16 protein-coding genes are annotated in these 13,598 nt (G+C 69.6%); 14 read left to right on the top strand and 2 right to left on the bottom strand.

Translation table 11 applies throughout. The annotated features are described in order from the left end of the window. Nucleotides 1–329 precede the first annotated feature (329 nt). A complete protein-coding gene (locus OG361_RS06930; RefSeq protein WP_405852442.1) occupies nucleotides 330–659 on the top strand; it encodes a hypothetical protein in 330 nt (109 codons plus the stop codon). Between the two features lie 392 nt (nucleotides 660–1,051). On the opposite strand, the gene OG361_RS06935 is transcribed toward OG361_RS06930, so the two are convergent. Next, nucleotides 1,052–4,072, bottom strand: a complete 3,021-nt coding sequence (locus tag OG361_RS06935; RefSeq protein WP_405852444.1) for a sel1 repeat family protein — start codon at nucleotides 4,070–4,072, stop codon at nucleotides 1,052–1,054. Nucleotides 4,073–4,281: 209 nt separating this feature from the next. Between OG361_RS06935 and OG361_RS06940 the strand changes: the two genes are divergently transcribed. From OG361_RS06940 to OG361_RS07000, 13 genes are all read left to right on the top strand, one after another. Continuing rightward, the gene (locus OG361_RS06940; RefSeq protein ID WP_405852445.1) at nucleotides 4,282–4,458 is read left to right on the top strand and encodes a hypothetical protein; all 177 of its coding nucleotides are present in this window, start codon (nucleotides 4,282–4,284) and stop codon (nucleotides 4,456–4,458) included. Nucleotides 4,459–4,731: 273 nt separating this feature from the next. Next, on the top strand, nucleotides 4,732–5,277 hold the full coding sequence (locus OG361_RS06945) for a hypothetical protein (RefSeq protein ID WP_405852446.1): 546 nt from the start codon (nucleotides 4,732–4,734) through the stop codon (nucleotides 5,275–5,277). Between the two features lie 24 nt (nucleotides 5,278–5,301). Next, nucleotides 5,302–6,078, top strand: coding sequence for a hypothetical protein (locus tag OG361_RS06950; protein WP_405852448.1), 777 nt, complete (start codon nucleotides 5,302–5,304; stop codon nucleotides 6,076–6,078). A 32-nt stretch (nucleotides 6,079–6,110) separates the two neighbouring features. Beyond that, nucleotides 6,111–6,608 (top strand): hypothetical protein, encoded by a 498-nt coding sequence (locus tag OG361_RS06955; RefSeq protein ID WP_405852450.1) that lies wholly within the window; start codon nucleotides 6,111–6,113, stop codon nucleotides 6,606–6,608. Nucleotides 6,609–6,622: 14 nt separating this feature from the next. Continuing rightward, nucleotides 6,623–6,757 (top strand): hypothetical protein, encoded by a 135-nt coding sequence (locus OG361_RS06960; protein ID WP_405852451.1) that lies wholly within the window; start codon nucleotides 6,623–6,625, stop codon nucleotides 6,755–6,757. A 42-nt stretch (nucleotides 6,758–6,799) separates the two neighbouring features. Continuing rightward, nucleotides 6,800–7,330 carry a hypothetical protein gene (locus tag OG361_RS06965; RefSeq protein ID WP_405852453.1) on the top strand — a complete coding sequence of 177 codons (531 nt, stop codon included), beginning with the start codon at nucleotides 6,800–6,802 and terminating at the stop codon, nucleotides 7,328–7,330. Between the two features lie 29 nt (nucleotides 7,331–7,359). After that, nucleotides 7,360–7,797, top strand: coding sequence for a hypothetical protein (locus tag OG361_RS06970; RefSeq protein ID WP_405852454.1), 438 nt, complete (start codon nucleotides 7,360–7,362; stop codon nucleotides 7,795–7,797). 78 nt (nucleotides 7,798–7,875) lie between these two features. After that, on the top strand, nucleotides 7,876–9,669 hold the full coding sequence (locus OG361_RS06975; protein ID WP_405852455.1) for a type IV secretory system conjugative DNA transfer family protein: 1,794 nt from the start codon (nucleotides 7,876–7,878) through the stop codon (nucleotides 9,667–9,669). 101 nt (nucleotides 9,670–9,770) lie between these two features. Then, a complete protein-coding gene (locus OG361_RS06980; RefSeq protein ID WP_405852457.1) occupies nucleotides 9,771–10,007 on the top strand; it encodes a hypothetical protein in 237 nt (78 codons plus the stop codon). Next, nucleotides 10,004–11,185 carry a DnaB-like helicase N-terminal domain-containing protein gene (locus tag OG361_RS06985; RefSeq protein WP_405852459.1) on the top strand — a complete coding sequence of 394 codons (1,182 nt, stop codon included), beginning with the start codon at nucleotides 10,004–10,006 and terminating at the stop codon, nucleotides 11,183–11,185. Before OG361_RS06980 ends, OG361_RS06985 begins: the two co-directional genes overlap by 4 nt. Beyond that, nucleotides 11,182–11,784: a hypothetical protein gene (locus OG361_RS06990; RefSeq protein WP_405852461.1), complete on the top strand. Its 603-nt coding sequence runs from the start codon at nucleotides 11,182–11,184 to the stop codon at nucleotides 11,782–11,784. The genes OG361_RS06985 and OG361_RS06990 overlap by 4 nt, the downstream gene beginning before the upstream one ends. A gap of 7 nt (nucleotides 11,785–11,791) precedes the next feature. Further along, on the top strand, nucleotides 11,792–12,064 hold the full coding sequence (locus OG361_RS06995; protein WP_405862121.1) for a DNA cytosine methyltransferase: 273 nt from the start codon (nucleotides 11,792–11,794) through the stop codon (nucleotides 12,062–12,064). A gap of 16 nt (nucleotides 12,065–12,080) precedes the next feature. Then, entirely contained in the window at nucleotides 12,081–12,368 is a 288-nt protein-coding gene (locus tag OG361_RS07000) for a hypothetical protein (RefSeq protein ID WP_405862123.1), read from the top strand. 69 nt (nucleotides 12,369–12,437) lie between these two features. On the opposite strand, the gene OG361_RS07005 is transcribed toward OG361_RS07000, so the two are convergent. Next, nucleotides 12,438–13,565, bottom strand: a complete 1,128-nt coding sequence (locus OG361_RS07005; RefSeq protein WP_405852463.1) for an NADAR family protein — start codon at nucleotides 13,563–13,565, stop codon at nucleotides 12,438–12,440. Between the last annotated feature and the right edge of the window lie 33 nt (nucleotides 13,566–13,598).

Genomic DNA, 13,598 nt, shown 5'->3' on the forward strand with positions numbered 1-13,598 from the left:
GTTCACCAGGTCCGTATCGAGCAGGTCGCCGTGGCAGTGACTGCCGGACAGCGGGTGCTGGCCGAGTGGGATGCCGTCTCGGACAGCTTGTGCGATGCCGATCACTGGCCGCTCGACGAGCGGTACGGCCTGCGCCAGCAGGTGCGGGACGCGGAGATGTGGGCGCAGTTCGCTCCCTTCCTCGACCACGGCCCCGCCCTGGTCGCGCACGCCGAGAAGACGCTCCCCCTCCTTGACCCCGCAGAGCGTGTTGCCGGGCACTGGTCATACCGGCTCCGTGCCCTGCGCGAGGCGCTGACGGTGGCGCCCGAGTCCAGGCCGAGTTCCAGGTGGTCGCCGAGGCGCTGTTGCCCGACCACCCGCGCTCCAAGGCGGCCTTCGCAGACGCCCTGGCCATGCGTAACGCCGAGGGCTGGCACTACTCCCTGACCTGGGTGGACAACGCCAGCGTCCTCGTCGACATGGCTCGCGCCGAGAGGGCCCTGCCCGCACCAGCGGCCCGACCGAACCGAGGGCAGCAGGTCCGGTCGGCCCGAGCCGAGGCCGCCCGTTCCTGGTCCCCGCACGCCGCTCGCCAGATCACGGCGGCGATCGAGACGAACGTCGGTCCGCCGGCCATCCGCTTCTTCAACTCCAGCAGGCCCCCGCGCTCGCGCTGACCAACCGCAACCTGGGTCCACCCAGGTGAACGGAAGCATGACGTGCACCGCCTTCGCGAAGTACTCGCTCCGCCGGTACCCTCCGCCCCCTCCTGATTCGCTACGCGCGCCGATCTGCCCTCCTGACCCCGCCCCGTCCGCCCGGCTCAGCCCCGGACGAACGCCCGCGGCAGACGATGGCAGCATGCGCAGCGCCAGTGCCCGTCTTCCGCCGTTGGCATGCCCCCCTCACCGAGGAGACGGTAGGCCACATGCCGTCCGTGCGGACCGTCCTCCCTAAGCACGGTGCCCACGGAGACGCTGGCACGGCATTCATACCGCGGGAGGAGGGATCACCGGGTGCTCGCGTGCCAAGGATGGCACGTGACCAGGACGAAGTCCCCGACCGCACGTCACCACGGCGCGGAGATGCTCCCGTCTGCTTCTAGCCCATGCTGATAGATGCGCTTCCAGTCGGGGACTGGGTAGTTACTCCTCGTTAGCTGACGGAGAAGGCTGCCTTCTCCCGCGTCGGCGTTGCGTCGTGCCAAGGCTTCCGCCTTGGTCAGGTCCTCAGGTGCGGGCGGCTGCCTGTGGTTCGGCTTGCTGGCGGGGCGTAGGCGGCTGGGGCCCCAGGTCCTGCGCATGAGACCGACCAGCGCCGTGGCGGCGCTGGTGTCGCCCGCATCGGCAGCCTGCTGATACAGGCGAGCTGTCTGGTCCAGGTCTCCGTCTTCCTGGAACGCAGCAGCAAGCCTGCGCAGAGGACCAGTGTCACCCGCTTGTGCACTTTCCTGGGCTATCTCCTCCGCCTGCGGCCACTGTTCGGCGTCGATTCGCAGGCGGAGGAGATAGCCCGTTGCTCGCCCGTCGGCGAGTCGATGCAGGCGGTTCGCCTCGTCCGCGTTGTCGGCGCGTTCATTCATCACGGCCAGGTCCCGGAGTGCCCGTGATGCCTGGATTTCCTGCCAATAGGAGTGATCATCGAGGATCTCACGTCCCTCATCGGTGATGAACGGAAGCAGTGAGCGCCGGAGCTGGGTGTAATGGGCATCCGTGGCCTGCTCGTACAGCCGAGCGGCTCCGTCGAAGTCTCCTGCTGCTTCCTTACGTCGGGCGACATAACGCAGTGCGTCGGGATCACCGACGTCGGCGGCGGCTTGGTAGAGGCGCTCCGCTTCTGAGCGGTCTCCTGCCTCGGCCCGACGGTGGGCCAGTTCCTGCAAGGGCCCACGCCCGGCCGGCCAGCGCCGGTGTTCGGACCGGTTCCTACCGCGTCCGCGCAGCGCGTGCGGGGACACGGCGGCTTGTCGGGCGAATTCCTCGGCCTCGCCGTGTCTGTCGGCGTCCTCGCACAGCGAGGCGAGATCGCGGAGGGCGGCGTAGGAGCCGGCCTCGCCCGCGATCCGGTACAGGCGCTCCGCTTCCGCCGGATCCCCGTGCTGATGCCACCGTCGGGCCAGATCACACAGGAACCCGTGGCGGCCGGTGTCGGACGCGATCCGCACCATGCGTGTGGTGGTTTCCGAGTCAAGTGGCGTGTGCGGCCCGACCAGGTGATCCAGGGCCCCTGGGTAACCCGCCTGGGCGGCTTGGCAGGCAGTCTCTTCGCCTGCCGCCACGCCGCCCTTCCGGATGCGGAGCTTCACCAACGCACCCCAGGCGCGGCCGCTGCCAGCGTCGGCCGCCATACGGTAAAGACGTGCCGCCTCCTCAACGTCACCGGCCTCACTCGCCTGCTCGGCAAGGTGGACGAGGGCGTCAGGGCTGCCGGCGTCGCCGGCCTGCCGAAAGAGCCGTTCTGCCTCCTCGTCATGGCGGGTGTGCAGGCGAAGTCGGCCGAGGGCCAAGAGAGCTTCGCTGCTTCCCGTATCGGCAGCCCGTGAGTACAGCTGGGATGCCCGGCGCAGTCGCCATCGCTTCTCGGCCCCGACACCGAGAGCGAGCAAGCCTTCTCCACCGATGGATTCGGCGTGCTGGAGGGCCGCGTCCCAGAAGCTGTCAGGCGGGACCTGAAACCGCCGCGACGAGCGAGCGTGATGATCGAGGTAGTCCGCGAGTGCGCACACGCCCGGAACCGCACCCATGCCGGTATGGCGAGGGACATCGTTCAGGGCTGCTGCGACGCCTTTGACCTTGGAACGGGCATATGCCAGGGCGTGGGTGAACCAGTCGTCAGCTGCCGAAGCACGTTGCTGATCAGTGAGATAGCCCGAGGCAGCCGCCTCCAGGAAGCTCAGCGGCACGGCAGGGCCACAGCCGAGTCGGCGGGCGTCCATCGCGGCAGTGATCAGCGCACTGCCGTAAACGCCTCCCGGTCCGACGGGATGCAGCCAGTGGTCGACCAGTTGGGGCCCGGCAGCCAGCGTCTGGGTAACCTGCCGCTCGCTGCTGGTCTGGCAGGCGATCGCCAGCGACGCGTCGCTGGAAGTACGGAGGCGAGTGACGACCGCCGCCGTGAAGTTGGCGGGGACTTCGACCAAGGGCAAGGCCGTCAAAAGCGCACGCGCGTGAGAGTGAGGATCTTCGGCGGACGCCGCCGGGGTGGCCGTGAGCGCTTGGTGGTACTCGGGCCACAGGGTCGCCAGGACCACCATGGGTCCGGGCTGCTCAAGTCTGCGGCGCAGGGCCGCGGCGGCCGCGTCGCCGGCGGGTCCAAGTAGGAACTCCTGAGCCTCGTTCAACCACAGCACAGTGCGCGGAGCCAAGGCGTCCGCAGCCAGCAAGGCCAGGAGGCTGTCGGGACCTTTGGGGAAGACCAGGCGCCAGTCAGGCAGACAGGCACGCACCGCCTCGTACGCGGTGCGGGTCTTGCCGGCGCAGGAGGGGCCCCGCACCACCATCATGGCCGAGTCGGATCCGGTGGCCGCGGCGGTCAAACGACCACGTAGTTCCTCGTCGTGCGGCCGGTCGACATAGTCGGGCAGCACGAAGCCCACGGCGGGTGCCGGTCTCCCAGCAACGGCGGGGTGGACTCCGAGTTGTGCGGCGGTCCATTGAGCCAGGGGCCGGGGCTTGTCCGGCAACGCCACGTAGCGGGCACGTCGTTCCCCATCAGCCAGAGCAGCCAGAGACTGTGAGCGGAGCACGCCCTCGCTCACGACTTGGGCGCGGTGTGTGTGCACGGCTTCCTGCCGCTGTCGCCATGCGTCACGGTCGAGCAGGTCCGCCGGTTCCGGCAGCTCGATACCCGACGTCACCGCACAACCGCGCAAGTGATCGACCAGTTCCAGGAGGCGCTCGGGTTGTTGGGGCACCTGGCGACCGTCCAGCCATTTGCCGACCGTGGTCGCGGATGCGCGCAACGTGCGAGCCAAGGCGCGGTCGGAGGGCAACTGATCCCTGTTTTTGTCATGCCAAGCGCCGAGTTCGCGCAGCGCTTGGAGAAATGACTGCTCAGGGTCCATGCCCAGCGGCGGCGTAGTGGTCGTCATGAGCTCCTCGAACTGTCCAGGTGTCCACCAGACCGTCGGTGGACACCCTGCAGCCTAGAGCGACGACCAGCGCCTCGGCCCGGGAACCGTCCAACATGGCGCTGAAGGCAGACGGACACCGCGGTGGACGGGAACTGTCAGGGGTGCCGCTCAGGACGCAGTCGTCCCGAAGGCGTGTCCATTCGCTGTCTTCCTTTAGAGGGGCTTCCGTGAACCCTGTCAACCTCCTCCACATCAGCGCCGACGGCAACGTGACGGTGCACATCAACGCTCCCGAGTCTGCAGCATCCCAGCCTTGGTGGCACCGCACCGCAGTGATCTGGACTGCGATCGGCGCTGTCGCAACGGTCGCTACAGCGGTCATCGCATGGCTCGCCCTGCACTGATCAGGCGGCCGTCCTGGACTCACGAGGTTGCTTGCTACGGCGCCATCCGCCTGGGAGTTCGCCGACAGCCCGACTCGGACGACGTTTGAGTTGGCTATCTACTCAGGCTACCTGGATGCGCGCCACCCTCTCGGGGGCTGCCCAGCAGGCCGAGTGCGGTCAGAACGGTGACGCACGGACACGGCTTACCGCAATTGTCCGGCCACGCCAAATCCGTCTTCCGGCCGCATCCTCGTCCTCCGCATGGCCCCGACCTCTGCGAGGTGCATCTTCGTGGCGGAATCACGCCCGCACATCACCGTCGGCCACCACGATCGCTACGGCGTCGTGGCGGCGGCGTCGCACGACAACCACGTCGCCGAGCACATCCTGCGGCTCGTCGGCTTCGAGCGGCTGCCCGGCAGCACCCTGTACGGCCTGACCGAACCGGACCGTGACCCGGTACGGCGCGGGGCGCAAGCGGTGCAGTCGTTGCGGGCCGCGCGGTACAGCGTCGCTTCCGACGTCGCGTACGACCTCCAGCCCTACACCCGGCTCGGTGCGGGCCGAGGTCTCCTCGACCGGCTGAAGGAACTTCCCGCTCCGGCGGTCTCCACCGTTGGGGAATCCGTGTCCATCTCAACCCGTGAGCTCGACGCCGTCTCTCCCTCCCACGGCAGCGAGCACCCCGATCCAACGCCCTCTGGTCAGCAGCGCCGGGCGCAGGCCGCCACCGCAGTCTCTCCGGCCAGGGCAGGAACTCCGCCGCTGCGGCAACCCGCCGTCGACGTCGAGTACCGCCTTGCCCCCACCACCCCGCAGCCGGTCCGCGCCCGCTAGACCGCACGCACCAAGGAGCCATCCATGTCCCTTCAGCTCGAACCGGACGTCGCCTTCGGGATGCACCCCGACTTCGGGGTGGCCGCAGCCGTCTCGGACAACCGCCCGTTCCTGGACGAGGTCCTGCGCAAGCACCACTTCCGGTACAGCGAGTACCTCGACGTCTACCTGCTACCGGACGGCACTCCCCACAACACGGCGGTGCGGACCGTCGCCAACGCCACCCGCGAATTCCAGGAGGCCGGCCTCTCGGTCGCAGCCGATCCCAGGATCGTGATTCCGCCGCCAGTCCCGACTCCGGTCGGTGTCCAGGCGCGGCCGACACGGCCGGGCCTGTCGCTGACCGCGTTGACCGGGGAGCTGCACGAGCTGCGCCGTGCCGTGGACGTCTCCGAGGTCTTGGGCGAGATCCTCGACGAGCACCACGGCGTAGTGCTCGACCTGGAGGAGTTCGTCGACACGGCCGCTGCCTGGTGCGAGCGGCTCGACACACCCAACGGTCGCGAGCTGGGCCTCCATCTACGCAGCATCGCCCATCACGTCGCCTTCCTCGGCGACCAGCTCGTCGGAGCCCAGATCGAGCTGTCCGTCATGCCCGACGCGACGCCCGAGAACGCCCCGCCCCTGGCCGACGTACCGCTGCCAGAGCGGCAGGAATGGCTCCGCGTCACGCACACCGCGCGAGCACGCGCCGCCGTCGCCTCGTCCCCCAACCGCCCGACCAGCGCCCCGAAGCGCGAGAGCGAGGCAGCAGCGCCGCGCCCTCGAACTGCCTCGGCCACCCCGAGTCGCACCCTCTGATCCCCGTTCCCGACACGCAAGGAGTCCGACTCATGGCCGTGAAGAAGCTCTGGACCATCGACCACGCCTGCGGTCACACCGCCGAGGCCGATCTCTCCGGCCGCGCAGCCGACCGGCGTAGCGGATACGCCCGCTGGCTCGCTGGCCGGGAATGCACCGACTGCTGGCAGTCCTCCCGCGAGGAGGACACCGCGGCCAGGGCCGAGTGGCTCGCGACGCAGCGTGCCACCGAACAGGCCAGGGCCGAGGAGTGGTCGGAGCAATACCGCATGCCCCCGCTGGACGGCACCGACCGCGCCGTCGCCTGGGCCACCCGCTGTCGCCACCAGCTCGTCTCCGCCGCGTACACCGCGCTCGTCGTCGAAGGTACGACGAGCGAGGCGGAGTGGGCCGCCGTCGAGAACGCCGCACGACCCCTGACCCGTGCCGGCTGGTGGATCGACCAGCGCCACGCCGATCCCGTGGACCTACCCGAACTACTGGAAGCCGCCTCCGCGGGCGACCGGCCGTCCGAGAACCCGCACTTCTGAACGGAGACTCCACGATGCCCACCCCGTCCGCCATCGCCATCACACGCCGTCCGACCGGTGAGGTCACCGCCGAGGGCGGAGACGAACTCGCCGCAATCCTCCTCAAGCGCGCAGACTTCGTCATCGAGACGACACCGCGGTCCTTCTGACACCGCCTGCCCTGGGACATGGGCGAAGCCCGGGAGAACCAGATGGCCAGCCAGGCGGCATGCATGCTCGCCACCGTCGGCTACCGCGTCGACCTCGGCCCCGATCTGCACATCGGCCTTCTCACCACGCCCTCAGACCCACAGGGCAAGCGGGTTCACGGCCATCAGATTCTGCGGCTGACCGACGAACTCAACGGCGCCGAGACCTACGAGACTGCCGCAGATCTCGCCGATCAGGTCCTCGACCCCCACGACGGTGTGCTCGTCCGCCTCAGTGAGTTCTTCGAAGCCGCCGCCGAGCAGGCCAAGGCATCCGAGTCCGACGCCGGCTGGGATCTTTCGCACGACTTCAGGGAGGCCGCCGCGACGCTGACCGACGTCGGCGAGGACCTGCACGTCGCCGCCGAGCAGCTGCGCGCGCTCCACCATCCGGCGAAACCGAGCGGGCAGGCGCGGGTCACCAACTACTTCGCGACCGCCCCCTCCACCAAGTGCGCCGGAGCATCCACCACCCCGACCACGGCGCCAGCCGCCACCCCACCATCCGCGCCGAAGCCGAAGCGGACGCGCTGACCAATCCTCTTCAGCAGAGAGGCCGTTCCATGTCGTTCCTGCACGAGGAGTACGGCACTGACATCGAGATCTACCGCAAACGCTTGAGCACCGAGGTAGTCGCCGACTGCGACAACCCGCAAGCCCACAGGGTGCTCGTCGCATGCGGCTTCGTGGAGAAGGTCCTTCCTCCGCACTACGTCTGGCACCAGCTCCCCGAGCGACTGTCCGAGGAGGAACAGAAGCACCGGGCCACGCGCGCCGTGTGTCTGCTGCGAGCTCAGGACTTCGACGCGAACATCGCCGAGGATCTGATCTCCGACGAGGCACTGGCCGCCACGCTCGACGAGATCCGGCGACACCGGATCAGCGGCGCGGCCATGTCCTCCTCACCGACCGCCGGCGCCACCAGGGCCCTTACGCAGCCGGACCTCACGACCTCGGCCGTAACGCCTGCTCCCTCCTCCCCCGCTCGCCACTGCCATTAGGAGCCCCCTCGTGATCACCAGAAGAACCCGCCGGCCCCAGCTCACCGCCCATCTCGCACCACGTATCGGGACCGCGCTTTGTCTCCTGCACGCACCAGCACGCCCTCGACCACCACCGGCACCGACTTCCTGCTGTACCTGATGCTGTCCGTAGCGGCCCTCGGCACGGGCGCCAGCACGCTGGCCTGGCTGTTCGGCAACGGCGCCAACACCGTCACCGGGTCGGGCCCCTGGGCCCCGTACGAACCGACCGCCGCGCTCCTGCACCCCCACGAGGTCTGGCCCCACCTCTCGCAGCCCGTCCTCGTCGGCGCCTGCTACGTCCTGCCCGCACTCATCCTCCTGGCCACCGCGCTGCTCGGCGTCAGGATGTGGCTGCGGCTACGAGGCAACCCCAAGGGACTGGCCGACCAGCGCGATCTGGCCGACCTGATGCCGAAGAAGATCGCGGCCAAGGCGATCGACCTTCGCCCCAGTCTCAAGGGCACCCGGCCCAAGGACGTCGTACCCGACGACCGCGGCGTTCTGCTCGGCACGCTCGCGCCGGGCGCGCGCGAGGTCCGTTCCTCGTGGGAGGACGTGATCCTCGCGATCATGGCGCCCCGGTCCGGGAAGACCTCCGGTCTGGCGATCCCGGCGATCCTGCGAGCGCCCGGACCGGTGCTGCTGACCTCGAACAAGGCGGCACGCGATGCCTACACCACCACGCTCGCAGCCCGCGCCGACGCGGGCACGGTATGGACGCTTGATCCGCAGCAGATCGCCCACGCACCCCAGACGATGTGGTGGGACGTCCTCGCCGACGCCCGCGAACTCGCCGGGGCCCGCCGCCTGGCCGGGCACTTCGTGACCGCCTCCGTGGATGAGTCGAGTGCCGGCGACTTCTGGTCCACAGCCGCCGCGAACACGCTCACCGCGCTGTTCCTCGCCGCGGCCCGCGACCATCGTCCTATCACCGACGTCCTGGCCTGGCTGGCCTCCCCGGCCGACCGCACCCCCATCGACCTCCTCCAGGACGCCGGCCTCGACGCGGTCGCCGCCCAGCTCCAGGGCACCGTGGCCGGTGCCGTCGAGACCCGCGACGGCATCTTCGAAACGGCTCGGCAGTACGCGAGTTGCCTGCTCGATCCGGCCATCGCCGCCTGGGTCACGCCGCCCAGCGGCCTCGGCAAGATTCACGAGTTCAAGCCGGAGGCGTTCGCCACCAGCCAGGACACCCTGTTCCTGCTGTCGAAGGACGGCGGCGGGTCCGCCTCGGCGATCATCGCCGCTGCTGCCGACGCGGTGATGCGCGCGGCCGTCATCCGGGCCGAGCGCGACGGCGGGCGGCTGGACGCTCCGCTGCTCGCGATCCTCGACGAGGCCGCCAACGTGTGCAAGATCGCCGACTTGCCGGACCTGTACTCGCACCTCGGCTCCCGGGGCGTCATCCCGATCACGATCCTGCAGTCCTACCGCCAGGGCGTCCGGGTCTGGGGCGAGGCCGGGATGGACGCCCTGTGGTCCGCCGCGACGATCAAGCTCGTCGGGTCGGGCATCGACGACGCGGACTTCGCGGACAAGCTCAGCCGCCTGGTGGGCGATCACGACGTCCGTACGGTCTCGGTGTCGACCAGCGAGTCGGGCAAGTCCACCTCGGTGTCCATGCGCCAGGAGCGAGTGCTGCCGCCGGACGCGATCCGCGCCTTGCCGAAGGGTTCCGCCCTCCTGCTGGCCACCGGCATCCGCCCCGCGCTCCTCGGCCTCAAGCCCTGGTACCGGGAGCCGGACGCCGACCGGCTCGGCGCCGCGTCCGCCAAGGAGACCGCGGCGATCACCGAGCGCGCACTGGCCAAGAACCTGCGCCGCGACGACTTCGGTCCGGCCGCATGACCCCGGTGCTGCCAGGCCCCCGGCTGGCGAGACCCGACGGAGTAATCCCCACCTCCCTCCGCATTCCCCGGGCTCGCGCCCCGTCTCCTTGAGGTACTCCCATGTCCCGCCCCGCCCCGTCCTGGGCTTCCGCCCGCCGGCCCGAACGCCTCGCCGGCACACCCGTCGTACGACGTGGCGCCGAATGGTGGCTCGTCTCCCCATCCGGGTCCCTGCTTGCTCAGGACCCCGTGTTCACGGGTGAGCTGGACCGCTTCGCCGCAGACCTGGCGGCGGCTGACCGCGCGGTCGGCGAGATCCGCAACCACGGCAAGACAGCGCGCAAGGAGCGGTCATGATCCCGCTCGTCCATGCCGAGCAGGCTGTGCTGGGCGCGATCTTCCTGGAGCCCGGGCAGCTCGACCGGCTCTCGCCCTGGCTACGGCCGGAACACTTCTCCCGTCCCGCGCACGGCGCGGTCTACGCCACGATGCTCCAGCTCAAGGCCGACGACCACCCCGCAACGGCCACGAAGGCCGGCGCCCCTGTCCCTCTGGCCTGGGTGACCGACACGCTGCGGGAGGCGAGCACGCGGACCCGCGGGCTCACCGCCTCGTACCTGCACTCCCTCGTGTCGGCATGCCCACGCCCCGAACACGCCCCGGTGTACGGGCGGATGGTCCTGGAGGGCGCCATCCACCGGAGTGTCGCCGAGCACGCTGCCCGTCTTCACCAGGCTGCGCTCGCCGACGGCCAGCACGGCGCGGCAGAGGAAACGGTCCATCACGCCCAAGTCCTGTCTGACGTACTCGCCGACCTCGCCCACCGCTGGGGCACTGTTCCCCGTCCCGCCCAGCCGCCGGCCACGTACGCACCGCAGGCCGAGCGTCCACAGCCTGTGGGCGAGCAGGCGCTCGCCGACGAGGAGCTTCTCCTCGGGTGCCTATCCTCCCGGCCCGACCAACTTCCCGCCGTGGTGCGGTGGCTCCAGCCCGGTGACTTCGCCGACCCCAGCAACCGGCAGATCTATCGCGCCCTCGGCGCCCTGCATCATCGCGGCGAGCCCATCGACCAGCTGACCGTGCTGTGGGAGACCCAGCGTCGCGGCGCTCTCGCCGACGGAACCCTCGATCCCGAACGCGTGCTGCGGATCTGCGATCCGCTGACGGGCGGGGCCGCCGAGCACTTCGGCGAGCAGATCGTCCAAGCCTCCCTGGTCCGCACAGCAGCCGTCGCCGCCCGGCAGGTCCGTGCCTTGGCCGACCGGGACGAGCTCGCGCCTGGGCAGCTCATCAGCTACGCCCTGCACACCCTCGGGCCGCTGGACGACGTCCGCCGCCGTCTGCGCCTCGCACACGGCGACGAACCCGGTCCGCGTCGGTCCGTCAGCCGGCCCGGCGCACCACCACCTGCCGACCGGATCGATGCCGCCCGCGCCCGCAGCCGCCTCGCGGACACCACGACGCCCTGGGTACCGACCCCAGCCGCCTCACGCCCCGCGTTTGCCGACCGTCACAACCACCGGAGTCCGTCATGACCGATCACACAGGTCGAGCTGGCCTGGAGAAGGACGAGCTGTACGCGGTGGCCCGGGAGTTCGAGCTGCTCCGCTCCCGGATCGTCCCGTCATACACGCAGAGCTCCCTGCCCGATCTCGTCACCGCGTCCCATCATCTCGGCGCACTGACGGGCCTGGTGAAGGACCTGTCCGACGAGGTCCTCTTCCGCGCCACCAACAGCGACCCCGGACTCGACTTCGGCCCCGTCAACGCCGCCTACACCAGCGCCGTTGCCCCGGCCGGACGCGCCATGACCAAATACACCGAAGCCTTCGAACAACTCGGATTCCTGCGGAGGTACGCGGAAGCCCCAGCGTCGGCGGACCTTCGCGATGCCCGCCGGGCCGCGTTCGACGTCGTGCAGGACCGGCTGGACCTCACCGTGGACTCGCTGCAGGAATCCTTCCTCACGCTGCGGCGCGGCGCCGACCGGATCGACGGCACCCCACCTCGCGTCCTCGCCGCCCTGAGCCGCTCGGCACGCCCCACGAACTCGATCTACCGCGTTCCGGCGGAGTCTCCCTCCGCCAGTCCGATCCGCCTCGCCCACACCCCGGTACCCCGCCATGCGCGCTGACCGCCCCATGCCGTCGGCCTCGCCGTCGATCGGGAGCCTGTGTTCCGGATACGGCGGCCTGGATCTCGGTGTCCAGGCCTCCCTCGGCGGAACGGTCGCCTGGCACGCCGAGATCGATCCGGGCCCGGCCCGGATCCTGTCCCGCCACTGGCCAGGCGTGCCCAATCTCGGGGACATCACGGCCGTGAACTGGGCCGACGTCCCGAAGGTATGCGTCCTGACCGCAGGTTTCCCCTGTCAAAGACGTCTCCGTCGCCGGCCGTCGCGCCGGACTGGCTGATGGCACCCGGTCCGGGCTGTGGCACCACGTCGTCCGTGCCATCGAAGCGCTCAACCCCTGTCTGGTGGTGATCGAGAATGTCCGAGGACTGCTCACCTCCCCCGCCGGTTCCCCTGGCGACGTGGAACCCTGCCCGTGGTGTCTGGGAGACGCCGCAGGCCAGCCTGCTGTGCGCGCACTCGGTGCCGTACTCGGCTCCCTGGCCGACCTCCGGTTCGATGCGCGCTGGTGCGTGCTTCGCGCCTCTGACGTCGGTGCCCCCACCGGCGCGAGCGGGTCTTCCTCGCTTATCTGGATACTTTGATGGTCTGCGGGTGTGGATTCACACGGTCGTGTGTCACTCAGGCGATCCGCGACGAACCGCTCCGGTCGGTCATTGCAGGATGTCCAGCTTGGCGGCGACGAGTTCGGATCGGGTCAGTTCCAGCAGTCGGCCCATCCAGTTCCGTCCTTCGAGCCCGTGTTGCCCCCAGAAGTTCGATCCGACCTCGGTGTAGATCAATCGGGTGGCGCCTGTGGCCATCAGCGTCTCGGCGAACTCGGGGTGCTGCTGGAACTTCGCGCGGAGCAGGCGGGTCATGACGGCGATGCGAACCTGGGGCCAGTCGGCGCGCAGGGTGGAATTCTCGGCGAGCTTCTGCGCGTCATACGGCCTTTCTGCGCTGAGGACCTCGGCCTGCCGGTGTTCGTCGGCGACCGCCAGTGCCCAGTAGGCGTGCGCAACTGTGGGGTAGGTCCGGCTGCCCATGACGATCGGTGCGGGGAACTCGTTGCGCAGCACGTGGGTGCCCGGGTTCTCGGGCCAGCCGCGGGGGAAGACCACCTGGTTGAGGTGGATGCTGCTCTCGACCGGTTCGGTCGGGCCGTCGGCGGGTGTTTTCGTCTCGTGCTGCTTGCGCAGTTGCTCGCCCTCTGCGAAGTACTCCAAGGCGGAGGCGTGCATCTCCTCAGTGACGTCGACGGTCTTTCCGTTCCACAGCTCGATCTGGTTCCCCGGGCCGGTCACGATCACCCGGAGGGGGAAGTCCTTGCGGTCCATGTCGCCCAGGGCGTATCTCCGCAGGTGTTCCGGGATGACTTCGTAGGCTTCTCGAACCGCGGTCCGGTTGGCCTCGGTCGGCTGCTGTCGGAAGGCGTCGACGGCGGCGAGACAGCGGCGGGTGGAATCTGGACGGCCGTTGAGGTTGTCGATGTCGTCGCGGACCTCGCCGAGCAGCATCTCGGGCGTCAGCCAGCTCTTGGGCTCGGCGAACTTCCACGAGGCGAGGTGGTGGGCCGACGCCCGGGCGCCTTCGGGCAGGTCGGTGGCGACCCATCCGGAGGCGAGTTTGCCGGCGAAGCCCTCCAGGGTCTCCAGCCCCCAGCAGTCGACCATTCCGTCGGCATAGATCAGCAGGTCAGTGAGGAAGTAGTTCCCGCCGTTTCGGATGAAGGCGTGCCGCCAGGTGCCCTCAATACGCTCGCCGTCCACGTTCCGCCACGTCCGCTGTCCTATCGCCATGCGCGACAGGGTAGCTGTTGCGCTCTCACAAGA

Source organism: Streptomyces sp. NBC_00090, assembly GCF_045160815.1.
Lineage (GTDB): Bacteria > Actinomycetota > Actinomycetes > Streptomycetales > Streptomycetaceae > Streptomyces.

Excerpts from the sequence above, each read along its gene's own strand:
- OG361_RS06965 (WP_405852453.1), top strand. The coding sequence starts at position 6,800 with ATGGCCAGCCAGGCGGCATGCATGCTCGCCACCGTCGGCTACCGCGTC.
- OG361_RS06995 (WP_405862121.1), top strand. The coding sequence starts at position 11,792 with ATGCCGTCGGCCTCGCCGTCGATCGGGAGCCTGTGTTCCGGATACGGC.
- OG361_RS06990 (WP_405852461.1), top strand. The coding sequence starts at position 11,182 with ATGACCGATCACACAGGTCGAGCTGGCCTGGAGAAGGACGAGCTGTAC.
- OG361_RS06985 (WP_405852459.1), top strand. The coding sequence starts at position 10,004 with ATGATCCCGCTCGTCCATGCCGAGCAGGCTGTGCTGGGCGCGATCTTC.
- OG361_RS06935 (WP_405852444.1), bottom strand. The coding sequence starts at position 4,072 with ATGACGACCACTACGCCGCCGCTGGGCATGGACCCTGAGCAGTCATTT.
- OG361_RS06950 (WP_405852448.1), top strand. The coding sequence starts at position 5,302 with ATGTCCCTTCAGCTCGAACCGGACGTCGCCTTCGGGATGCACCCCGAC.
- OG361_RS07005 (WP_405852463.1), bottom strand. The coding sequence starts at position 13,565 with ATGGCGATAGGACAGCGGACGTGGCGGAACGTGGACGGCGAGCGTATT.
- OG361_RS06960 (WP_405852451.1), top strand. The coding sequence starts at position 6,623 with ATGCCCACCCCGTCCGCCATCGCCATCACACGCCGTCCGACCGGTGAG.
- OG361_RS06980 (WP_405852457.1), top strand. The coding sequence starts at position 9,771 with ATGTCCCGCCCCGCCCCGTCCTGGGCTTCCGCCCGCCGGCCCGAACGC.
- OG361_RS06955 (WP_405852450.1), top strand. The coding sequence starts at position 6,111 with ATGGCCGTGAAGAAGCTCTGGACCATCGACCACGCCTGCGGTCACACC.
- OG361_RS06970 (WP_405852454.1), top strand. The coding sequence starts at position 7,360 with ATGTCGTTCCTGCACGAGGAGTACGGCACTGACATCGAGATCTACCGC.